Origin of the sequence: Hyunsoonleella ulvae (genome assembly GCF_016827605.1) — a bacterium.
Lineage (GTDB): Bacteria > Bacteroidota > Bacteroidia > Flavobacteriales > Flavobacteriaceae > Jejuia > Jejuia ulvae.
The window spans coordinates 920739-945810 of record NZ_JAEPJQ010000001.1 but is presented as its reverse complement, the minus strand read 5'-3'; the positions used below and the strand labels follow the sequence as shown (position 1 = coordinate 945810).

The 25072-nt window shown below is 35.9% G+C and carries 16 protein-coding genes; 14 read left to right on the top strand and 2 right to left on the bottom strand.

Annotated elements, in window-relative coordinates:
* Positions 1–33 precede the first annotated feature (33 nt).
* Positions 34–417 carry an SPOR domain-containing protein gene (locus JS605_RS04295; RefSeq protein ID WP_203256422.1) on the bottom strand — a complete coding sequence of 128 codons (384 nt, stop codon included), beginning with the start codon at positions 415–417 and terminating at the stop codon, positions 34–36.
* A gap of 223 nt (positions 418–640) precedes the next feature.
* Between JS605_RS04295 and JS605_RS04290 the strand changes: the two genes are divergently transcribed.
* From JS605_RS04290 to queG, 14 genes are all read left to right on the top strand, one after another.
* Positions 641–1945, top strand: coding sequence for a c-type cytochrome (locus JS605_RS04290; RefSeq protein WP_203256421.1), 1305 nt, complete (start codon positions 641–643; stop codon positions 1943–1945).
* A gap of 72 nt (positions 1946–2017) precedes the next feature.
* The gene (locus JS605_RS04285; protein WP_203256420.1) at positions 2018–5143 is read left to right on the top strand and encodes a TAT-variant-translocated molybdopterin oxidoreductase; all 3126 of its coding nucleotides are present in this window, start codon (positions 2018–2020) and stop codon (positions 5141–5143) included.
* A gap of 84 nt (positions 5144–5227) precedes the next feature.
* Positions 5228–6961 (top strand): NrfD/PsrC family molybdoenzyme membrane anchor subunit, encoded by a 1734-nt coding sequence (nrfD, locus tag JS605_RS04280; RefSeq protein WP_203256419.1) that lies wholly within the window; start codon positions 5228–5230, stop codon positions 6959–6961.
* 10 nt (positions 6962–6971) lie between these two features.
* Positions 6972–7505 carry a DUF3341 domain-containing protein gene (locus JS605_RS04275; RefSeq protein ID WP_203256418.1) on the top strand — a complete coding sequence of 178 codons (534 nt, stop codon included), beginning with the start codon at positions 6972–6974 and terminating at the stop codon, positions 7503–7505.
* A 9-nt stretch (positions 7506–7514) separates the two neighbouring features.
* Positions 7515–8069: a c-type cytochrome gene (locus JS605_RS04270; RefSeq protein ID WP_203256417.1), complete on the top strand. Its 555-nt coding sequence runs from the start codon at positions 7515–7517 to the stop codon at positions 8067–8069.
* A 20-nt stretch (positions 8070–8089) separates the two neighbouring features.
* Entirely contained in the window at positions 8090–9460 is a 1371-nt protein-coding gene (locus JS605_RS04265) for a quinol:cytochrome C oxidoreductase (RefSeq protein ID WP_203256416.1), read from the top strand.
* A 30-nt stretch (positions 9461–9490) separates the two neighbouring features.
* Positions 9491–10564 (top strand): cytochrome c oxidase subunit II, encoded by a 1074-nt coding sequence (locus JS605_RS04260; RefSeq protein ID WP_203256415.1) that lies wholly within the window; start codon positions 9491–9493, stop codon positions 10562–10564.
* A gap of 27 nt (positions 10565–10591) precedes the next feature.
* A complete protein-coding gene (locus tag JS605_RS04255) occupies positions 10592–12382 on the top strand; it encodes a cytochrome c oxidase subunit I (RefSeq protein WP_203256414.1) in 1791 nt (596 codons plus the stop codon).
* A gap of 221 nt (positions 12383–12603) precedes the next feature.
* Positions 12604–17295, top strand: coding sequence for a gliding motility-associated C-terminal domain-containing protein (locus JS605_RS04250; RefSeq protein ID WP_203256413.1), 4692 nt, complete (start codon positions 12604–12606; stop codon positions 17293–17295).
* A gap of 27 nt (positions 17296–17322) precedes the next feature.
* Positions 17323–18279 (top strand): PorP/SprF family type IX secretion system membrane protein, encoded by a 957-nt coding sequence (locus JS605_RS04245; RefSeq protein ID WP_203256412.1) that lies wholly within the window; start codon positions 17323–17325, stop codon positions 18277–18279.
* Positions 18280–18297: 18 nt separating this feature from the next.
* Positions 18298–20184, top strand: a complete 1887-nt coding sequence (locus JS605_RS04240) for an OmpA family protein (RefSeq protein WP_203256411.1) — start codon at positions 18298–18300, stop codon at positions 20182–20184.
* A 176-nt stretch (positions 20185–20360) separates the two neighbouring features.
* A complete protein-coding gene (ruvB, locus tag JS605_RS04235) occupies positions 20361–21383 on the top strand; it encodes a Holliday junction branch migration DNA helicase RuvB (RefSeq protein WP_203256410.1) in 1023 nt (340 codons plus the stop codon).
* Positions 21384–21559: 176 nt separating this feature from the next.
* Positions 21560–22900, top strand: a complete 1341-nt coding sequence (locus JS605_RS04230) for a cytochrome-c peroxidase (RefSeq protein WP_203256409.1) — start codon at positions 21560–21562, stop codon at positions 22898–22900.
* Positions 22901–22947: 47 nt separating this feature from the next.
* Positions 22948–23868, top strand: coding sequence for a tRNA epoxyqueuosine(34) reductase QueG (gene queG, locus JS605_RS04225; RefSeq protein WP_203256408.1), 921 nt, complete (start codon positions 22948–22950; stop codon positions 23866–23868).
* Here queG and JS605_RS04220 read toward each other — a convergent pair.
* Positions 23865–24902, bottom strand: coding sequence for a LacI family DNA-binding transcriptional regulator (locus tag JS605_RS04220; RefSeq protein ID WP_203256407.1), 1038 nt, complete (start codon positions 24900–24902; stop codon positions 23865–23867). The two genes, queG and JS605_RS04220, sit on opposite strands and share 4 nt — an antisense overlap.
* Between the last annotated feature and the right edge of the window lie 170 nt (positions 24903–25072).

The window sequence follows — 25072 nt, the reverse complement described above, 5'->3', positions numbered from 1 at the left end:
AGCGAACTTTTTAGGTTCGCTTTTTTTATAGGATCACTTTTTCTTGGGCTTAAAGATAAAGGCGGCAGGAAATTTCCGTTTTACACGTTTTAAGGCTCTATCGGCTTCCATACGTGTGGTAAAATTACCAACCCAAACTTTAAAATTTGGTGGTTCGTAATGCATTACAGGGCGCCAATCGCCAAAAGCTTCTGCAAAATCATTTTGCGCGTTTTTTGCACCATTCCTATTCCCAGAATAAATTTGAATTTTATAACGTTTAGGACTAGTTTCATCCTTATTCATTTCCTTCTTTAACTCAAGAAGATCTGTAATACGCTTATCTTGATTTATCGTTACATGCCCTTCTTGGGCGTTACCAATAAAAAAAGAGAAAACGACGTAAAGAGCTGATAAATAAACGCTTTTTAAATTCATTGTAATTAGTTTTTAATTGTCATATCGCAAATATATACGACATAAACGAAAACATTGGTCATTTTTTTATTTAGAATCCCTCTAAATTAGCAATTAACAGTTCCCTAACATTTTGGGAATCGACTTTAAGTATTACTTTTGCCTGAGGTTTTATGACTGTGTTTTTTCAGTGTTTTTAATGAAAAAATCATACCAAAATTTAGAAGTTAATATAACTAACAATATGAAACAGGTGATTCACCGTAAATTAAGCAAGTATGTTCTTCGCACGAGCTTAATTGTATTATTAGCATTTACATTCTCTCTTTCGGCTCAAGAAGGAGATCCGGCAAAAGGAAAATCTTTATTTAACGCAAATTGTGCTGCTTGTCATCAACTAGATAAAAAAATGACAGGACCTGCATTACGTAATGTTGAGGCAAGATTGTCAGAAGAGCAAGGTCTAGATAGAGATTGGATTTATGCTTGGATTAGAAATAGTTCGGCTATGATTAAATCTGGCGATGCCTATGCTAACAAAATTTACAACGAGTATGGTGGGGCTGCTATGACCGCCTTCCCTCAGTTGTCTGATGCCGACATTGATAATATTCTTGCGTATACCGCTGAAGAGAAAAAAGCGCCTGTTGCAGCTGCTGTGGCAGTGACTCCAGAAGGAGGTTCAGGAGGTAATTCTGGCGGTATTTCAAATGAGATAATTCTTGGGGCTCTAGCTATCCTATTCATATTATTAGCAGCGGGATTATATTTAGTAAATAAAACACTACGCCGTTTTGCTTCAGCGCAAGGTATAGAGTTGCCAGAAGCAACTAAGAGAACACCGCTATGGAAAGCATTTGTGCAAAATCAGTTTTTAATGATTGTAGTGGCGATTTTTTTCTTGCTATCTAGTGCGTATTTTGTTTACGGTTATTTATCACAAATTGGTGTAGATCAGGGTTACGAACCTGTGCAACCCATTCATTACTCTCACAGAATCCATGCAGGAGATAATGGTATCGATTGTAAATATTGTCACTCATCCGCAAGAGTAAGTAAGCATTCAGGAATTCCTTCTTTAAATGTTTGTATGAACTGTCACAAATCAATCTACCAAGTTGCAGATGAAACACAACAAGAAGGTTTAAGCGAATATGGTATCGATTATAATGCAGAGATTAAAAAACTTTACGAAGCAGTAGGATGGGATGATGAAAATCAAAAATATACAGGAGAAACAAAACCTGTAAAGTGGGTTAGAATTCACAACTTACCAGATTTCGCATATTTTAATCACTCACAACACGTTACGGTTGCTGGTGTTGAATGTCAAACGTGTCACGGACCAGTAGAGGAAATGGAAGTGATGTATCAGCATGCGCCATTAACTATGGGATGGTGTATAAATTGTCATAGAGAGACCAATGTTGCTGTAAAAGACAATGCGTATTATGAGAAGATTCATGAAGAATTGTCTAAGAAGTATGGCGTTGAGAATTTAACAGCAGCCCAAATGGGAGGTCTGGAATGTGGGAAATGCCATTATTAATAAAAAAGAAACAGTTTTAGTTTAGAAGTAATTCTAAGAACTAATGACTAACAACTAATAACTAGTAAAAATATGTCATCAAACAAGAAATACTGGAAAAGTGTTGAAGAGCTAAACGAAAACAGCTCTATTGTTGAGACGCTAAAACAAAACGAATTTGTAGAGGAGATTCCTACCGATGAATTCTTAGGAGACAAGGAGACTTTAGAGTCTACATCTACAACACGTCGTGATTTCTTAAAGTATGTTGGTTTTACCACAGCAGCGGCTTCATTAGCGGCATGTGAGGGGCCAGTAAAAAAATCAATTCCTTATGTAGTGCAGCCTACGGAAATTATTCCTGGTGTTGCTAACTATTATGCAACTACGATTGCAGATGGTTTTGATTTTGCAAGTGTTTTAGTAAAAACTCGAGAAGGTCGTCCAATCAAAATAGAAAATAATGCAATGGCAGCTACTAATGGTAGTGCAAATGCTAGGGTACATGCTTCTGTTTTGGGCTTATATGATAGTTTAAGGGTGCAAGGGCCAAAAAAAGGAGGCGAAGCTATTTCTTGGAGTGATTTTGATGCTGAAACTTCCAAGGCATTAACGGATGTGGCTGCAGCCAATAAAAACATTGTGTTATTAACGCAAACCTATGCAAGCCCATCTACAAATAAGTTAGTAGCTGAGTTTTCTGAAAAATATGGTAATGTAAGCCATGTGCAATATGATGCGGTTTCAGAATCGGCAGCGTTAGATGCATTTCAAACAAAATACGGAGAAAGAGGTTTAGCAAATTACGATTTCTCTAAAGCAATGACAATTGTATCTGTTGGAGCAGATTTCTTAGGCGATTGGCAAGGAGGAGGATTTGATTCTGGATATGCTAAAAATAGAATTCCAGATCATGGTAAGATGTCACGTCATATCCAGTTTGAATCTAACATGAGTCTTTCTGGTGCAAACGCTGATAAGCGCGTGCCATTAACACCAAGTCAACAAAAACAAGTATTAGCTAAATTATACAGTTTAGTTGTTGGAGGTTCTGTATCTACTGATTTACCAGAAAACATCAATGAGGCGGTTGCAAAAGCAGCTTCAGAATTAAAGAAGGCAGGAAGTAAAGGTGTTCTAATTACGGGTATTCAAGATGTAAATGCACAAACTGTAGCTTTAGAAATAAACGAGGCTTTAAACAGTAAAGCATTCGATTCTAAAACACCTATAAAAATAAGACAAGGTAACGATAAAACAGTAGCGCAATTAATTGCTGACATGAAAGCAGGTAAAGTAGGCGCTATCATAATAAGTGGTGTAAATCCAGCTTATACGTTACCAAACTCAGCAGACTTTTTAGAAGGTTTAAAGAAAACAAAATTGTCTGTAGCGTTTTCATTGAAAGAAGATGAAACAGCTTCACAATGTCAATATATAGCAGCAGCGCCACATTACCTAGAGTCTTGGGGCGATGTAGAAATAAAGAAGGGTCATTACGCCTTAACGCAGCCTACAATACGTCCTTTGTTTGATACAAGGCAATTTCAGGAGGCGTTATTAAAATGGACTGGTAATGATACTTCTTATCATGATTATATTAAAGCAATCTGGGGTTCTGATATCTTAGGAGGTGGTTCATTTAACAAGGCTTTACACGATGGTGTTTATGTAGGTACACTAGCTGAGGAAGTAGAAGCAGTAGAAAATGAAGATGCTGTTGAGACCCCATCTGGAAATGCAGCAAGAGCATTGGCAGCCTCTGCAAAATCTAACGGTTTAGAATTAACATTATATACCAAAGTAGGTATGGGTGATGGGCAACAAGCCAATAACCCATGGTTACAAGAATTTCCAGACCCTATTACAAGAACAGCTTGGGACAACTATTTAACAGTTTCTAAAGCAGATGCAGAAAAACTAGGTTTAATTAATACTAATGTTGCTAATGGAGCATTAAATGGTAGCTACGCTAAAGTTTCTGTTAATGGAGTTTCTGTTACTGCGCCTGTGATTATTCAACCAGGTCAAGCAAAAGGTTCTGTTGGTTTAGCTTTAGGGTATGGAAAAAAACTAGGGTTAAAAGAAGAAATGCAAACAGGTGTTAACGCCTATCCTTTATATCAAAACTTCAATACGGTTCAAAATGTAACTGTAGAAGCAGCAGGTGGAGAGCATGAATTTGCTTGCGTACAGTTGCACAATACCTTAATGGGACGTGGAGATATTGTTAAAGAAACTACGTTAGAGGTATTTAATACAAAAGATAAGAAATACTGGAATCCAGTACCAGTAGTATCATTAAATCACGAAGAGACTCCAGTAACATCTCCAGAAGTAGACCTATGGGATGAGTTTGATCGTTCTATTGGGCATCATTTTAACTTATCTATAGACCTAAATGCTTGTACTGGATGTGGAGCTTGTGTAATTGCATGTCACTCAGAAAATAACGTGCCAGTTGTTGGAAAAACAGAAGTACGTCGTAGCCGTGATATGCATTGGTTACGTATTGATAGATATTATTCTCATCAAGAAACTTTTGAAGGAGATAACCAAGAAAAAGATTCAGCTGATGGACTTGGTTTAGGGAACTATGTATTTGGAGATGGTCAAGGAGATGGTTCTCTATCTACATTCAATAGAATGGAAGATCCATCAGAAAATCCACAAGTGGCTTTCCAACCAGTAATGTGTCAACACTGTAATCACGCACCGTGTGAAACAGTTTGTCCAGTGGCAGCAACATCTCACGGACGTCAAGGACAAAACCATATGGCATATAACCGTTGTGTAGGTACAAGATATTGTGCGAACAACTGTCCTTATAAAGTACGTCGTTTCAACTGGTTCTTATATAACGGAAACGATGAGTTCGATTATCATATGAATGACGATCTAGGACGAATGGTATTGAACCCAGACGTTGTGGTACGTTCTCGTGGAGTTATGGAGAAATGTTCTATGTGTATTCAAAAAACACAAAAAACCATCCTTGATGCGAAGCGTGACGGGCGTGAAATTAAAGATGGAGAATTCCAAACAGCATGTTCTGCAGCGTGTAGCTCTGGTGCAATGGTATTTGGAGACATTAATGATAAGGAAAGTAAAGTTGCAAAACTTAAAGAAGATAACCGTATGTATCACTTGTTAGAACATGTTGGCACAAAACCAAATGTGATTTACCAAACAAAAGTGAGAAATACAACCGAAGCATAATTTTAAGTAACAAAGTAAAAGTTAGAAAGTTAAAAGTAATATTGCTTTAAGCTTTTAAACATATAAACAATTAAACAATTAAATATGGCGTCTCATTACGAAGCACCTATTAGAAGACCTTTAGTTACAGGCGAAAAATCATACCACGATGTTACTGTGGATGTAGCAAAACCTGTAGAAGGAAAAGCCAATAAGCACTGGTGGATAGTTTTTGGTATCTCACTTGCAGCTTTTCTTTGGGGAATTGGATGTATATTATACACAATATCAACGGGTATTGGTACTTGGGGTCTTAACAAAACTGTTGGTTGGGCCTGGGATATTACAAACTTTGTTTGGTGGGTAGGTATTGGTCATGCAGGAACACTTATTTCTGCGGTATTATTACTATTCCGTCAAAAATGGAGAATGGCAATTAACCGTTCTGCTGAAGCAATGACAATTTTCTCAGTAGTTCAAGCAGGTTTATTCCCAATTATCCACATGGGGCGTCCTTGGTTAGGGTATTGGGTGTTACCAATTCCAAACCAGTTTGGATCACTATGGGTTAACTTCAATTCGCCACTACTATGGGACGTATTTGCGATTTCAACGTATTTATCAGTATCACTCGTATTCTGGTGGACTGGGTTATTACCCGATTTTGCCATGTTGCGTGATAGAGCCATAAAACCATTTCAAAAGAAAATATATGCATTATTAAGTTTTGGATGGTCTGGAAGAGCTAAAGATTGGCAACGTTTTGAAGAAGTATCTTTAGTACTTGCAGGTTTAGCAACACCACTTGTACTTTCTGTACATACTATTGTATCGTTTGATTTCGCAACGTCGGTTATTCCTGGTTGGCATACTACAATATTTCCACCATATTTCGTTGCTGGTGCCGTATTCTCTGGATTTGCCATGGTAAACACACTTCTTATTATCATGAGAAAAGTGTGTAACCTAGAAGATTATATTACAGTACAGCACATCGAGTTGATGAATATCGTAATCATGATTACGGGTTCTATTGTAGGTGTGGCATATATCACGGAGTTATTTATTGCTTGGTATTCTGGGGTAGAATACGAGCAGTATGCATTCTTAAACAGAGCAACAGGACCTTATGCTTGGGCATATTGGGCAATGATGACGTGTAACGTATTTTCTCCACAGTTTATGTGGTTTAAAAAGCTACGTACAAGTATCATGTTCTCTTTTATTATTTCAATTGTAGTAAATATAGGGATGTGGTTTGAGCGTTTTGTAATTATCGTAACATCATTGCATAGAGATTACTTACCATCATCATGGACCATGTTCTCGCCTACGTTTGTAGATATTGGGATCTTTATAGGAACCATAGGATTCTTCTTTGTATTGTTCTTGTTATACTCAAGAACCTTCCCTGTAATTGCTCAAGCAGAAGTAAAAACAATATTAAAATCCTCAGGAGAAAAATATAAGAACTTAAGAGAGTCAGGTAAAAGTTTAGTAGGAACAGGTGCAGATGAGAGAACTTCTGGAAGTGCGCTTCAAGCAGAAGCTCCAAAAGCTGATATATCTGATGCAGACAAGTCTGAAATGACAAATTCTCTACTTGAAAGTATTGGAACATTTGATGCTTCAACCCAAACAGCAGATGATTTAAAGAAAATCAGTGGTGTTGGTCCAAAAATGGAAGAAGTATTAAACAGTATTGGTATTTACACGTTCCTTCAGGTAAGTAAAATGACCAAAAAAGAATATGATTTGTTAGATAGCATCACAGGGTCTTTCCCAGGAAGAGCAGAACGTGATGATTGGTCTGGACAAGCTAAAAAATTAATAAACTAGAATAGAGTCAATGGAAGCTTCAAAAGTTATTCACGCTATCTATACTGATGATGATGTATTAATGTCTGCCGTTAAAAAGGTAAAGTCAGAAAAACATCATATTGAAGAAATATATACACCATTTCCAGTACATGGTTTAGACAAAGCTATGGGACTAGAACCAACTCGAATTGCAATTACAGCATTTATGTATGGTCTAGTAGGGTTAACAGTTGCAATTGTAATGATGAATTTTATTATGATTAAAGATTGGCCACAAAATATTGGAGGAAAACCAAGCTTTAGTTATATAGAAAACATGCCAGCTTTTGTTCCAATTATGTTTGAGCTAACGGTATTTTTTGCTGCACATTTAATGGTAATAACATTTTATTTAAGAAGTAGAATGTGGCCATTTAAAAAAGCTGAAAATCCAGATCCTAGAACAACAGATGATCATTTCTTAATGGAAATTGCTGTACATGGTAATGAAAATGAGCTGCAAAGCTTATTAGCTGAGACTGGAGCAGTAGAAATTAATATAGTAGACAAAGAAGCGCATTAATATAGTTTTATGAAGAGCTTAATTAAAATTTTGGTAATAGCAGTAGTGTTTGTGGCTGTATCTTGTAAAAAAGATTCTGCACCAAACTATCAATTTATGCCTAATATGTATGAATCTGCTGGTTATGAAACTTACGGAGAAAACCAAATGTTTGAAAACGGAATGGAGGCCAGAACGCCTGCTCCTGGGAGTATTCCAAGAGGATATATTCCATTTGATATTGAAAATTCTACCGAAGGTTATGATTTAGCAAAGGCAACCTTAAAAAGTCCTTTAGATTCTACAGCTGTAGATTTGGAAAGAGGCAAAGAATTATATGAAATTTATTGTGGTATATGCCATGGCAATAAAGGTAACGGACAAGGCAAATTGGTAAAGCGTGAAAAGATATTAGGTATTCCTAGTTATGATGATGCAGGTAGAGCCATAAACGAAGGAAGTATTTATCATACAATTTATTACGGTAAAAACTCTATGGGAAGCTACGCAAATCAATTAAACGAAGAAGAGCGTTGGCAAGTAGTGGCTTACGTTTTAAAGTTAAAAGTAGATTTAGAAAAGTAAGAAGATAAGATTATATAGATATGTATACATTTTCAAATAAATTAAAGACATTTTCTATTATCCTAGTAGTACTTGGAATATTAGGAGTAGGATATGGTTTTATGACATCTCATAAATCTTTTGAAGAAGTTGAAACCTTACTTGAACATGAAGAGCATCATGGAGGGGGACATGGAGAAGAAGCGTCTCATGCAACTTCTGGTCACGACACACATGCAGTAGCTGATACTCATGGAAACAACCACGGTAATAACGATGCCCATGGAGGAGAAGATGCTCACAAAAAACATGTTGAGCATGTCATGCATCAAATAGCGAATAGACCCTGGGCAGCACTTTACGTTGCAGCATTTTTCTTTATGATGATTGCATTGGGGTGTTTAGCGTTTTACGCCATACAAATTGCATCTCAAGCAGGATGGTCTCCTGTACTGTTTAGGGTAATGGAAGGTATTACAGCTTATTTATTACCAGGTGCTGTAATAGTACTTTTAATAGCTATTGCTTCTGGTACTATAGGACATTACAATTTATTTATTTGGATGGATCCAGATGTAGTAGCTCACGATAAATTAATACAAGGTAAATCAGGGTGGTTAAACCTTACAGGATTTGCCATTCGAGGCGTAATATTCATAGCAGGTTGGGTAGCGTACAGACATTTTTCTCGTAAATTTTCTATAGCTCAAGATACGGCAGAAGATAAAAGTTACTTCAAAAAGTCATTTCGCATATCTGCAGCATTTTTAGTATTCTTTATTTACACAGAATCTATGATGTCTTGGGATTGGATTATGAGTGTAGACCCTCACTGGTTCTCAACACTATTTGGTTGGTACGTATTCGCTAGTATGTTTGTGAGTGGAATTACAGTAATTGCATTAATTTCTATTTACTTAAAATCTAGAGGATATTTAGAGTTTGTAAATGAAAATCACTTACATGATGTAGCTAAGTTTATGTTTGCGATGAGTATTTTCTGGACCTACCTATGGTTCTCTCAATTCATGTTGATTTGGTACTCTAATATTCCGGAAGAAGTAACGTACTTCATCTCACGTTTCAATGATTACAAATTACCGTTCTTAGGTATGGTAGTTTTAAATTTTGTTTTCCCAATATTGATGTTGATGAATGCAGATTACAAACGTATTCCTTGGTTTGTTGTAATGACAGGTTTAGTGATTCTATTTGGACACTATATTGACATATTCAATATGATTATGCCAGCAACCGTTGGAGATAGATGGTTTATAGGTATTCCAGAAATAGGGTCAATATTACTATTCGCAGGACTATTTATTTTTGTAGTATTCACTGCATTAACAAAAGCACCTCTACTGGTAAAAGGGTACCCATTTAGAAAAGAAAGTGAAGATTTTCATTATTAATTAAGATATAAATAAAGACGACTGATAACAATGACTGCTTTATTAACAATTATAGTTTTAGTATTTATTTTAATTGCCATTTGGCAAATGGTTAAAATTTTCGACTTAGCCCAAGCTAAAAACGAAAACGCCATTGCTGGTGTTGCTACAGATAAGGATAATACCATAAATGGATACTTAATGATGGGCTTTTTAGCTTTCATCTATGTAATAACCATTATAAGTTGTGTTAAATGGGGAGATTTACCTTTATTATCTAATTCGGCTTCAGCGCATGGCCCTACTATAGATAATTTAATGGTTATCTCTTTAGTTATCATTTTCTTTGTACAAACAGTAACACAGTTTTTACTACACTATTTTGCGTTTAAATACAAAGGAGAGAAAGGAAAGAAAGCTTTATTCTTTGCAGACAACAATAAATTAGAGTTCATTTGGACCATTATTCCAGTTATCGTATTGGCTGGTTTAATTATATACGGGTTAAACACTTGGATTAATATTATGGGTGTAGATGAGAGTGATGATCCATTAGTTGTAGAATTATATGCTCAGCAATTTAACTGGAAAGCAAGATATGCTGGTGCAGACAATACTTTAGGAAAAGCTAATGTTAGATTAATTGACATAGACCGTGCAAATATTTTAGGTTTAGATGAAGCAGATCCAAATGCACAGGATGATATTATAACTACAGAATTACACTTACCAGTAGGAAGACCAGTATTGTTTAAAATGCGATCTCAAGATGTACTGCACTCAGCTTACATGCCACATTTTAGGGCACAAATGAACTGCGTGCCAGGTATGATTACCCAGTTTGGATTTACGCCAACAGTTACTACTGTAGAGATGAGACAAACCCCTGAAATGCAGGATAAGGTTAAGAACATCAATAACATACGATTAGAAAAAAGTAAAGCATTAACCGCTAAAGGCGAAGATGCTCTAGAACCCTATGAGTTTGACTATCTTTTAATATGTAATAAGATTTGTGGAAAATCGCATTACAACATGCAGATGAAAATTGTGGTAGAAACACAAGAAGAATATGAAGCTTGGATAAAAGAGCAAAAAGAATTCAAAAACTCTTTAATTAACTAATACAAAAAAGAAAAACGATATAAGATTATGTCAGCACACGCAGATACTCACGCTCACGACGACCACGGACATCATCATAAAGAAACGTTTATAACTAAATATATATTTAGTCAAGACCATAAAATGATTGCTAAGCAGTACCTTATTACAGGTACAATTATGGGAGTTATTGGTGTAATGATGTCTTTAATGTTCCGTATGCAAATCGCATGGCCAGAAGAACCTAATGTGCTTTTTGAAGCATTATTAGGCAAGTGGGCACCTGATGGTGTTATGGATGCCGATATATATTTAGCGTTAGTTACGATACATGGTACTATAATGGTGTTCTTCGTTTTAACTGCAGGGTTAAGTGGTACATTTAGTAACCTATTAATTCCGTTACAAATTGGAGCACGAGATATGGCCTCAGGATTCTTAAATATGGTTTCCTATTGGTTATTCTTTTTATCTAGTGTTATCATGGTAATTTCTCTGTTTGTTGAGGCAGGACCTGCAGCAGCTGGATGGACTATATATCCGCCATTAAGTGCTTTACCATTAGCACAAGGAGGTTCAGGTATGGGTATGACGCTATGGTTGGTCTCAATGGCAATATTTATTGCTTCATCTTTACTTGGATCATTAAATTATGTTGTTACAGTAATAAACTTACGTACTAAAGGGATGTCTATGACCAGACTTCCATTAACAATATGGGCCTTTTTTATCACAGCAGTAATAGGTATTATCTCATTCCCTGTGTTATTATCTGCGGCACTATTGTTAATTATGGATAGAAGTTTTGGAACATCATTCTTCTTATCAGATATATTTATACAAGGAGAAGTATTACACTATCAAGGAGGATCACCTGTTTTGTTCGAACACTTATTTTGGTTTTTAGGACACCCAGAGGTATACATCGTGATATTACCTGCGATGGGACTGGTTTCTGAAATTATGGCATCCAATTCACGTAAACCAATTTTTGGTTATCGTGCCATGATAGCCTCTATTTTGGCAATTGCGTTCTTATCTACAATAGTATGGGGGCACCACATGTTCGTGTCAGGAATGAATCCATTTTTAGGATCGGTATTTACATTTACAACGCTATTAATTGCCATACCATCAGCAGTAAAAGCCTTTAACTGGATAACCACCATTTGGAAAGGTAATTTACAGATGAATCCAGCAATGTTATTCTCTATAGGCTTTGTGTCTACATTTATTACTGGAGGACTAACAGGTATTATTTTAGGAGATAGTGCGCTTGATATTAATGTTCATGATACTTATTTCGTTGTGGCACACTTCCATTTAGTAATGGGTATATCGGCTTTATATGGGATGTTCGCAGGTATTTATCATTGGTTTCCCAGAATGTTTGGTAAAATGCTTAACAAAAACTTAGGTTATATTCACTTTTGGGTAACGGCAGTTTGTGCTTATGGTGTATTTTTTCCGATGCATTTCATTGGCATGGCAGGATTACCACGACGATATTACACAAACAGTAACTTCCCGTTATTTGATGATGTAGCCAATGTAAATGTTATCATCACTATATTTGCCTTAGTTGGAGGTGTTGTACAAATTGTTTATTTATACAATTTCTTCGCTAGTATATTCTTTGGAAAGAAAGCTGTTCAAAACCCATGGAGGTCTACAACCTTAGAATGGACAGCACCAGTAGAGCACATACATGGTAACTGGCCAGGAGAGATTCCACACGTACACCGTTGGGCATACGATTATAGTAAACCAGGACATGATGAAGACTTCGTACCTCAAAATATACCTCTAAAAGACGGAGAAGAAGAGCTACAGCATTAAATAAATAAAAAATATCTTACGTTAAAACCCGCCTATTTAGGCGGGTTTTTCAGTTTAAGTGGTTATTTTTTTCGATAAAAAGTAAAATTTATCATTAAAAATCGATGAAATACAAAAAAATCAGTTAAATTGCAGTCGGAAAAATATTAAGATGAAAATTTGCTTATAAATATCATCATTAAAGTTTCCTTGCTATTAAATATGATTTTTAACCATTTAAAATGAAAAACAAACCTACCTCAAAGAATATATACTTAGGTATATACTTTAGTTTATTGTTTTTGTTAGTGTCATTTTCCATGACTGCGCAATGTCCCACAATAAGCGATCCAAACCCTCCTCCAATATGTGATGCCTCTGGCTATACATTTAGTGATTTAAATACGCTTGCCACAGATAATGGCGATGGTATAGTATGGTACGATGTGCCTACAGGGGGTACACCTTTTAACATTAATCAACTTGTAACAGAGGGCACATATTATGCTGATGATAATTCTGGTTCATGTGTCGTTAGACCGTTTATTACAATTGACTTTCAAGTAAATCCTTCTGGAGAAAATCTTGATCGTATTTATTGTAGTAACGAAAGTGCCACAATCCAAACCTATATTGATGATGTGCTTCTGGGGAGTATTCCTTCAGGAGGCGCAGTTGAAGTGTATAATGATTTCGATTTAACGAATCAAGCCAATCCAACAGATGCTATTCCCGTTGGAGCCTCAAACTACTATATTGTTTTTGTGGATAATGGAGGCTGTAGAAGTCAAATTGAAATAGGTCAAGTAGGTGTCTTTACAGCGCCAACTGATCCTACGCCAGCCACACCTCAAGAATTTTGTGCTGATACTAATCCACAGGTTGGAAATTTAGATCCAGGAACAGCATCAACAAATTTTCTATGGTATGACAGTTTAGATGGTTCTGGCGACCCAATACCACCAGCCTTATCATCAACAACACCGTTAGTAGATGGTAATACATATTATGTTCAGGTAGATGATATATTTTGTGTAAGTAATCCAGTAGCGGTTACGGTAAATATTGATACACCAACAGAAGCAGGAAGCTCATCAAGTTTAGAGTATTGTGATGATAGCTTACCAGGGGCTTTTGATTTATTTGATGAATTGGGAGGAACACCCGATAACACAGGTACATGGGCAGGACCTTTAACAACTACAAATGGTTTTAGAGGTACAGTAAACATATCAGCATTAGCAGCTGGTACTTACATATTTACATACACAGTTCCAAGTACTGGAGCTTGTCCAGATGCAGTCGCAACAGTAACAATACAGATTTTTGAAACATTTAGTTCGGGAACGCCATCAGCAGCTAACCCTGCTTCATATTGTGAATCTGGCTTACCAACTGATTTAGATTTATTTTCATTATTGGATAATGAAGATATAGGAGGGCAATGGACACAAGGTACATCAAGTACAGATCCAGTGGTAACATCTCCAATAGATTTAACTACGGGAGCTTTTACACCTGGTACTTATAATTTTACCTATACGCACAATCTGTTACCAAATCCCTGTCCGGAAGTATCTACTACGGTTCAGGTTATTGTTTTGGCAGATCCAGATGCTGGAAATGCAGTAAATCAAACATTTTGTGAAAATGATTTAACAGGAAACTCGCCATTTAATTTATTTGATGCCTTAGATGGTTCTCAAGATAATAATTCTGGTACATGGACGGATGCTGCCGATACCACAGTAACTAATCCTATAGACATTACAAGTTTTACAGTAGCGGGTAGCCCTTATTTGTTTACATATACAATAGATAACGGTACATGTACAGACGCTGAGCAAATATCAATTACAATTGAAGATGCTCCAGAATCAGGAACACCAGTAGCTACTTTCCCAGAGTTTTGTGAAGGATCAGCACCGTCAAGTTATGATTTATTCGATTTGTTAGAGAGTGAAGATCAAACAGGAACATGGTATGTGGGTACAGACAATACAGGAGCCACAACTCCAAATACTGTAGATTTATCTGGGCTGATGTCAGGAACGTATAATTATACTTTTGATGTGGACGCTATAGGGAGTTGTGATGACCCATTGGTAACGGTTCAGGTAATTATCAACCCATTACCAAATACAGGTACACCATCGCCTGCTACATTTTGTGAAAATGATGTAGTAGCAAATTCGCCTTTAGACTTATTCGGTCAGTTAACAGGAGAAGACGCAGGAGGTACTTGGACAGATGATGATACAACAGGCGCTTTAACAGGAAGCGATGTAGATTTGACAGTATTAGCTATAGGGAGCTATAACTTTACTTACACCATTACAGATGTAAATAATTGTACAAATAGTACAACAGTAGTTATTACAATTGAGGATGCTCCAGAATCAGGAACACCAGTTGCTGCTTTCCCAGAGTTTTGTGAAGGATCAGCCCCATCAAGTTATGATTTATTCGATTTGTTAGAGAATGAAGATCAAACAGGAACTTGGTATGTGGGTACAGACAATACAGGAGCCACAACCCCAAATACAGTGGATTTATCTGGGCTGATGTCAGGAACGTATAATTATACTTTTGATGTGGATGCTATAGGAAGTTGTGATGACCCATTAGTAACGGTTCAGGTAATTATCAACCCATTACCAAATACAGGTACACCATCTCCCGCCACATTTTGTGAAAACGAATTGGTTGCAAATTCGCCTTTAGATCTATTCGGTCAGTTAACAGGAGAAAACGCAGGAGGTACTTGGACAGATGATGATACAACAGGTGCTTTAACAGGAAGTGATGTAGATTTAACACAGTTGGTCATAGGGACATACAGTTTTACATATACTATTACAGATGTAAATACATGTACAAATAGTTCAACCGTAACAGTTACAGTGGAAGACGCTCCAGAATCAGGAACTGCAAATACACCTGTAGAGTTTTGTGTCTCAGAAGTTACTACAGGGCAAACCTATGATCTATTCGATTTATTAGCGGATGAAGATCAAATAGGAAGTTGGAACGATGATGATACTACAGGGGCGCTTACAGGAAATATAGTAACTATTGATGGTCTTACAGTAGGAACATATAATTTTACTTACGATGTAGATGCTATTGGAAGTTGTGATGATGTTAATATAACCGTGAGTATCGTTATAAATGATATTTCAGCTCCAACGGCTTCAGCAACTCAAGAATTTTGTGATAGTGCTACAATAGGGGATTTAGTAGCTACTGGGACAGATATTAGATGGTATGACGCTTTAACTGGTGGAAACTTACTTTCTAACGGAGACACCTTAGTTGATAATACAATATATTACGCATCTCAAACCGATATTGCAGGTACTACATGTGAGTCTTCGGTAAGAACAGCGGTAACAGTAAGAGTATATCAAACTCCTAATGCAGGAAACCCTAACACTACAGCTATTACAGCATGTAACGATAATAACAGTATTGATTTATTCAATGGTTTAGATGGTACAGAAGATGCAGGAGGTACATGGAATGATGATGATACAACAGGAGCTTTAACAGGAAGCATTTTTGATGCATCAGGATTAGCCGCTGGCACTTACAACTTTACATATTTGGTATCTGCCAACGCTCCGTGTGTTGACGATAGTACCTCTATTACGGTAACAATTGAAGAACCACAAAGCGCAGGAACAGATGCAAACATAGATATTTGTAGTTCTGATGCAGTAATAGATTTATTTACACTATTAGGTGCTGCAGATACAGGAGGAACATGGTCTCCTGCCCTAACAAGTGGTACTGGAGATTTCGATCCTGCAATAGATACATCAGGAATATACACATATACCATTACAAATGCTTGCGGTACAGTAAGTAGTGATGTAGAAGTAAATGTGGTTGAAGCACCAAATGCAGGAGTTAATGCATCATTAGCAGCATGTGCTGGAGATGGTACTACAGATTTATTTACACTTTTAGGAACCGATGCGCAAACAGGAGGAACTTGGTCTCCAGCTTTAATTAGTGGTACAGGAGTGTTTGATCCTTCAGTAGATACAGCTGGTACTTATACCTACACAGTAACTGCAACAACACCATGTTCTCCAGATGCAACAGCCGATGTTACAGTGACTATCGATGATAGTTTACCAGTAATTATTTTAGAGCCTAACCCTACATTTTGTTTGGCAGATATGCCAGTTGTGGCTGATTTAAGCAATAGCATCCGTGCCACAGGAACTGTAAATTGGTACGAAGATGCAGCGCTAACATCCCCAGTTACAGATACAGATGCATTGGTAGATGGAGAAGATTACTACGCTACACAAACAAATAATACTGGATGTGAATCATCAGTGGCAGAACGTGTTGATGTTACTATAAATGATGCACTAACACCTACATTAGAAGATAGTACAGAAACATATTGTATCAATGATGGTCCAACGCTAAGTACATTATCAGATAATATTGTAGAATACGAAGCTACATTAGACAATATAGTGTGGTATGACGCACCAATAGGCGGAAATCAAATTTCAGAAGATACCGAATTGGGACCTTTTACATATTATGCCGCTTTAATCGACCAAGCTACAGGATGTGAGAGTTCTGTAAGATTAGAAGTAGTACCTGATATTACGGCTTGTGGAAAATTAAGTTTACCCGATGGATTCTCGCCAAATGGAGATGGTGTAAACGACACTTATGATATTGACAACTTAAGTATCATTTATCCAAATTTTGAATTAGAGATATTTAACAGAAACGGAAATATAGTGTACAAAGGTAATGCAAACACACCACGATTTGATGGAACATCAAACCAAGGACGAGTTGTTGTAAAAGGCGACTTACCAGTAGGTGTGTACTTCTATATTTTTAGATTTAATAACGGGGTGGATGCCCCAGAACAAGGACGCTTATACTTAAGCAGATAATTTATAGATAAAGCAAAATTTAGACAAATGAAACATTTAAATATATATCATAAAATAGCTGCTTTGTTAAGTTTGACGTTCCTGTCATTACAAAGTTTTGCACAACAAGATCCACAGTTCACACAATATATGTATAACATGAGTGTGATAAATCCAGCTTATGCAACAGCAGAAGAAGGTATTTTAAACCTTGGTGGATTATATAGAACTCAATGGGTAGGCTTAGAAGGGGCACCAAGAACCGGAACCTTTTTTGCCCATACACCCATTAACGATAAAATAGAGATGGGCGTGTCATTTACCAACGATAACATTGGCGATATTGTAAACGAGAATAACATTTTTGCAGATTTTGCTTACGTATTACCTGTTGGTATAGAAACAAAAATTTCTTTCGGATTAAAAGCAGGTGTGCGCATGTTTGATACCAACTTTAATGGTTTGCAATTACAAAACGGACCAGCAAGTGGAGATATCGCATTTAATGAAAACCTTAATCGTGCGTTCCCAAATTTAGGTATAGGAGCATTCTTTTTTACAGAGCATTATTACTTAGGTATTTCGGCACCCAATATGTTATCTACAAAACATCTTGAAAATGAAAACGGTATTAAAGCAACAGGTGTAGAAAGTGTACATTATTTCTTTACAGGAGGTTATATTTTCGATCTTAACTCAAAATTAAAACTAAAGCCCGCATTCATGGCGAGATCAGTTAAGGGAGCACCATTAGCTCTAGATATTACTGCTAACGTTTTAATAAATGAAAAACTAGAAGCAGGTTTAGGGTACCGTTTAGGAGATGCGATGAGTGCTCTGGTAAATTTTAGAGTTACTCCAGATTTAAGAATAGGGTATGCTTACGATTATACTACCAATAATTTAGGAGATTTCAATTCAGGATCTCACGAAATATTTATTCTTTTTGATGTGGATTTATTCGGATTTAAAAATGGGTATGATCGTTCCCCAAGATTCTTCTAACATTTAATACTAGGAAACATGAAAAAACATATATATATACTTGCAAGCCTTTTATTAGTTAGTGGAATAGGGTTTGCTCAAAAGAAAAATTTAAAGCGTGTAAATAAGCTTTTTGAAATGAGAGCTTATAAAGATGCAGCTGAAATTTATGAAACTAAAGAACGCAATCAAGAAGTATTGCAGAATTTAGCAGATAGTTACTACTACAATGCCAGTCTTCAAAAAGCCATTAAAACATACAGGGAATTGTTTGTGGAATATGGCGATTCTATAGATATTGAATATCACTTTAGATTTGCCCAGGCCTTAAAAGGAGTTAAGGAATATAAAGAAGCAGACAAACATTTAAGACGCTATTACAATAAGCAAATAAATACTTTAGCTTTTATTGAGGAAACAGATAAAACAACCCCGCATACCTTTAAATTAAAGCAAATAGAAAACAGAAACTCTAGTAGTGATTTTGGCTTGTCGTTTTATGGAGATGATAAAGTAGCTTTTGCATCCGCAAGAAATTCAGAAAACCCAGCATATTCTTGGAATAACTTACCGTATTTAGATTTGTATAGCGGCACTTTAACTAGTGAGAATGTCTTAGAAAATGTAGAACCATTTTCAGCATCAATAAATACAGAATCCCATGAGAGTAGTGCTGTGTTTACAAAAGACGGTAAAACCATGTATTTTAATAGAACAAATACAACGCGAAAGAAAACAGATGAACAGCGCATTGCACATATTAAAATTTATAAAGCAGAATTGGTAGATGGGGAGTGGACCAATGTTATCGCACTACCATTTACATCAAACGCATATAGTACAGAGCACCCAGCGTTGAGTAAAGATGAGAAAACCTTGTATTTTGCTAGTGATATGCCTGGGACTTTAGGGAGTTTTGATATTTTTAAAGTAGCCATAAATGAAGATGGTACCTATGGCGAACCTGAGAATTTAGGTGAAACGATTAATACCAAGCACCGAGAACAATTTCCTTTTATAAGTAAATATAATGTATTGTATTTTTCATCAATAGGACATTTAGGTTATGGCGGATTAGATGTATTTAGAAGTAATATGGTAAATGGCGAATTTGATACCCCAGTAAACTTGGGAAGCACGATTAACAGCCCTTTAGACGACTTTGCCTATGTAGTTAGAGAAAAAGATAATAGAGGTTTTGTGTCTTCCAACCGAGGAGGCTACGATAGATTATTTGGTTTCAAAAGAGAAAAGAACCCGCTTACATTCTATCAAGTTGAAGGTGTGGTAGAAGATTTAAATAGCAAGGAGTTATTATCAGGAGCTTTGGTAACCTTGTTTGATGAATCAGGAACTGTAATTCAGGATACCATTGTAGGAGACGATGCCTATTACATATTTAAAATAGAGCCAAATAAAAAGTATAAAGTAAGAGGTACACGAAAAGCATACATTCCTCAAGATGTAGAATTCTCTACAGATAGCAAAGGAAAAGTGCAACATAATATCTACCTAAGTTTGGAGTCTTTTGCAGATGCAGAAGAGCGTGTTAAAGAAAAAGATACAGATCTTGTACAAGTAGAGCTGGATAAAATTTTCTTCGATTTTGATAAATCAGATATTAGAGAAGATGCTGCTACTACCCTTAATGTTTTAGTAGATTTAATGAAAAAGTATCCATCTATGGAAGTAGAAGTTTCTGCACATACAGATGCACGAGGTCCAGACCAATATAATTTAGAGTTGTCAAAACAACGTGCAGCCTCAACCTTAGAATATTTGGTAAGCCAAGGCATAGCCAGAGATAGATTAAAAAGTATAGGTTATGGAGAAATGCAGCCACTTAACAAATGTGTTAAAGAAGGTATTTGCACTGATGAAGAATATGATATTAACCGACGTTGTGAATTTACAATCCTAAAATAACCAACATAACCCAACCAAAAGCCGAAAGGGCCTTTCTACTAACTACGGTTAGATGTGAAAGGCTTTTTGTTTATATTTGTTTTAAATGAAAGCATATATTTTTGTCGTTTCTGCAAAAGTAGGAACCTGCCAAAAAATCTTTTAAAAAGCAATCCCTACTTTTATTTGAAGTTGTAATGAACGAAAACCTAGATCCAACAAACGATAATTTTTCTCCAGAAGAATTTGATGTAGAAAAAAAGTTGAGGCCATTAGCCTTTAATGATTTTACGGGGCAAGACCAAGTGTTGGAAAATCTTCAAATTTTTGTAAAAGCAGCCAATTTAAGAGGAGAAGCTTTAGATCATACTTTATTTCATGGACCTCCAGGATTGGGTAAAACGACGTTAGCCCATATTTTAGCAAATGAGTTAGATGTAGGGATAAAAGTAACCTCAGGTCCAGTTTTAGATAAACCAGGGGATCTTGCAGGTTTATTAACCAATCTAGATGAGCGTGATGTACTATTTATTGATGAAATACATCGTTTAAGCCCAATTGTTGAGGAATACTTGTACTCCGCTATGGAAGATTACAAGATTGATATTATGATTGAAACAGGGCCTAATGCCCGTACAGTCCAAATCAATTTAAGTCCGTTTACGTTAGTAGGAGCAACAACACGTTCGGGTTTATTAACCTCTCCCATGCGTGCGCGTTTTGGAATACAAAGTAGGCTGCAATATTATAAAACCGATTTATTGACTACTATTGTACAGCGAAGTGCTTCTATTTTAAATGTGCCTATCACAATGGAAGCTGCTATAGAAATAGCAGGACGTAGTAGAGGTACACCAAGAATAGCTAATGCATTATTGCGACGTGTTAGAGATTTTGCACAAATAAAAGGAAACGGCAGTATTGATATAAAAATAGCAAAGTTTGCATTAGAAGCATTAAATGTAGATGCCCATGGTTTGGATGAAATGGACAACAAGATTTTATCTACCATCATCGATAAATTTAAAGGAGGTCCCGTAGGGATTACTACCATTGCGACAGCAGTAAGTGAGAGTCCTGAAACTATAGAAGAAGTATATGAACCCTTTCTTATCCAGCAAGGGTTCATTATGCGTACTCCTCGTGGACGCGAAGTAACAGAGCAAGCGTATAAACATCTAGGTAAGATAAAAGGGAATATTCAAGGAGGTTTGTTTTAGTATCTAAATCTCATCAAAATTCTACTTCGATTGTTGCTAGTGTAGTTAATAGTATAAAAAAAACAGTTCATCGCAATTTTGACTCGACAACTAATTTTTAGGTTGTTCAACAAATTATTGTAAGGTTTTTATGTGTTGGATTTAGCTTTGCGGTAAATAACCCAAACTATTTACTCATGAATGCCTTAAAAATATTCAGCGTTTTATTGGTTTTTGTATTGATTGTAAGCTCCTGTGCTGTCGATAATGACGATTATGTAGAAACTCCAATAACATCCCTCTTAGAAAAACAAATTCAAGCTACAGCAGGTTCAAAAACTATTTTAATATTGCCAGCTTCCAACGATTTTAATGCTATCCCAAGTGATCTTAACAATAGTATAACTATGGCAAAAGTTAAACTGGGACAGTTACTTTTCCATGAAACAGCCTTGGGGAAGAACCCAAGCAAAGCGCAGGGAATGAACACTTACTCATGTGCAAGTTGCCATCATGCAGCTGCAGGCTTTCAAAGTGGTATACAGCAAGGTATTGGAGATGGAGGTATAGGGTTTGGTAACCATGGTGAAGGTCGTCTTAAATCCCCCGATTACTTAGAGGCAGATTTAGATGTGCAACCTATTAAAAGTCCAAGTATTTTAAATTCAGCCTTCCAAGAAGTGATGTTGTGGAATGGTCAATTTGGGGCTATTGGAGCAAATATAGGTACAGAGGCTAATTGGACTACAGGCACTCCAAAAGAAGCTAATACGTTTGGTTTTGAAGGGGTGGAAACACAAGCAATTGCAGGTTTAGATGTACACCGACTTATAATAGAGGAAGATTTTATTATCAATTCAGATTATAAAGCGTTATTTGATGTCGCTTTTCCGAATGTTTTAGAAAACGAACGTTATACAAAATTGAATGCAGCATTGGCTATAGCAGCTTATGAAAGAACAGTTTTAGCGAGTGAAGCACCATTTCAAAAATGGTTAAAAGGAGATGAAAACGCTATGAACGATGACGAAATGGAAGGAGGTATTCTGTTTTTTGGCAAAGGAAAATGTTATTCTTGTCACTCAGGACCTGGGCTTAATGGAATGGAATTCCACGCTTTAGGTATGAAGGACTTGGCAGGTTCGAATATAATGACTGAAGTGGACGAAGCTACCAAAAAGGGAAGAGGAGGATTTACTGGAAACCCAGATGATGATTATAAATTTAAAACGCCGCAACTTTATAATTTAACAGATGCAGGGTTTTATGGGCATGGAGGTAGTTTCAAATCTATCCGAGAAATTATAAGCTATAAAAATAATGCCATAGCTGAAAATACTGATGTACCCTCAAATAAATTGTCTTCACAATTTCAACCCTTAAATTTAACAGAGTATGAAGTGGATTTGTTAACATCCTTTGTTGAAAATGCTTTATATGATAACAATTTAAAACGCTACCAACCAGAAAGCTTACCAACAGGGAACTGTTTTCCAAATGCTGATGCGCAATCCTCAATAGATATGGGTTGCAATTAAGTAGCTTATTTATATGAAAATTGTAATTTAGGTGCTTTAAACTTAACGTGAAAAAAGCAACATATTCTAATATCATAAAAACCGAAGCAAAACGCCTCGGTTTTTTATCTTGTGGTATTAGCAAAGCCGAATTTTTGGAAGAAGAAGCTCCAAGGTTAGAGAAATGGTTAAACCAAAATATGCACGGAGAGATGCGTTATATGGAAAATCATTTTGATAAACGCTTAGATCCCACAAAATTAGTTGAAGATTCAAAGAGTGTAGTATCCTTGTTACTGAATTATTTTCCTTCAGAAACACAAAACACAGAAAGCTACAAACTATCAAAGTATGCCTATGGTACAGATTACCATTTCGTTATTAAAGACAAACTAAAATCATTATTACATTTTATTCAAGATGAAATTGGGGAAGTTAATGGAAGAGCTTTTGTAGATTCAGCACCTGTTCTAGATAAGGCTTGGGCAGCAAAATCTGGTTTGGGATGGATTGGGAAACACTCTAATTTACTAACACAGCAAATAGGTTCTTTCTATTTTATTGCTGAGCTTATTATTGATTTAGAGTTAGAGTACGATACACCAGTAACAGATCATTGTGGCACTTGTACGGCATGTATTGACGCCTGCCCAACAGAAGCTATTGTTGAGCCTTATGTTGTAGAAGGCAGTAAATGTATTTCATATTTCACAATAGAACTCAAAGACAATATACCTACAGAATTCAAAGGTAAGTTTGATGATTGGATGTTTGGTTGCGATGTCTGTCAAGATGTATGCCCATGGAATAGGTTCTCAAAATCGCATAGTGAGCCACTATTCAATCCACATCCAGAATTATTAAGTATGTCAAAAAAAGATTGGGAAGACATCACAGAAGAAACGTTTAGAAAGGTATTTAAAAAATCAGCAGTAAAACGCACCAAATATTCGGGTTTAAAAAGAAACATCAATTTCTTAAAAGATTAAGTAATATTAGTTTTTGTTGATGTTCTAACAATCAAATCTGTTTCTAAAACCACGGTTTTAGGTTCAAAGGGTTTCTCTTTTTTACGGGCTTTAATTTCTTTAAAAAGTTGTTTAAAGGCGCTTTTTCCCATTTCGAACCCTGGTTGGTTTATAGTGGTAAGACTTGGGGATATTACTGATGACATAAACCAATTACTAAACCCAACAATACTAATGTCTTCAGGAATTTTTACGCCCATTTCCTGAAATGCAGTCATGGCACCTATAGCAACCAAATCGGTATTTATAAAAATACCATCAGCGTCATCATGATCTTCTAACAGTTGTTTTGCATTTTTTTTACCCTCTTCAAAACTCATATCGCCGCATTCACAGATATACACCAAGGACGGATCGTAAGGCAAGTCATTATCTAATAAAGCTTTTTTGTAGCCTAAAAATCTATCAATAGAGTTTTGTGGTAACAGAGCTCCTCTAAAATGGGCAATGCGCTTGCAACCAATATCAATTAAATGTTGTGTTGCAGTATAAGCCGCTTTTCTGTCATCTATTATAACTTTTGAACATTTTACCATTTTAGCAATTTTATCAAACATTACCAAAGGTTTTCCTTGAGCGATAATTTCATTTAAATGATCATACTTTGCAGTTCCATTAGCCAAAGAGATAATAACACCATCTACACGTTGACTTAATAATAATTCAACTTGCTTTTTTTCTAATTCGTAAGATTCATCCGATTGGAGAATAATAACGAGATACCCTTTTTTTTCAGCTTGGGAAATAATACCTTTTATAACATTCGAAAAAAAATGATGTACAATTACAGGGATAATTAGACCAATGGTTTTAGATTCTCTAGTTCTTAGATTAACAGCAAAAGCATTGGGCTTATAATTAAGGGTTTTAGCAAGTTCTCGTACTTGTAATTTAGTTTTTTTACTAACATCAGGATAATCCTTTAGTGCTTTTGAAACTGTGGTTACAGAAATGTTTAATTGTTCGGCAATATCTCTTAGAGTAACAATTTTCATTAAAAATGAGTTTAATTTCAGGTAATAAATATATTAAAAATATAAAATCGAAAACGTTTTCGTTATTTTCGAAAACGTTTTCGATTAATAAAAACATATTTTATGTAGTACATAAATATAGATTTGATAAAAATTAACTAGATAATTTATCGAATAACTAAAAAAGACAA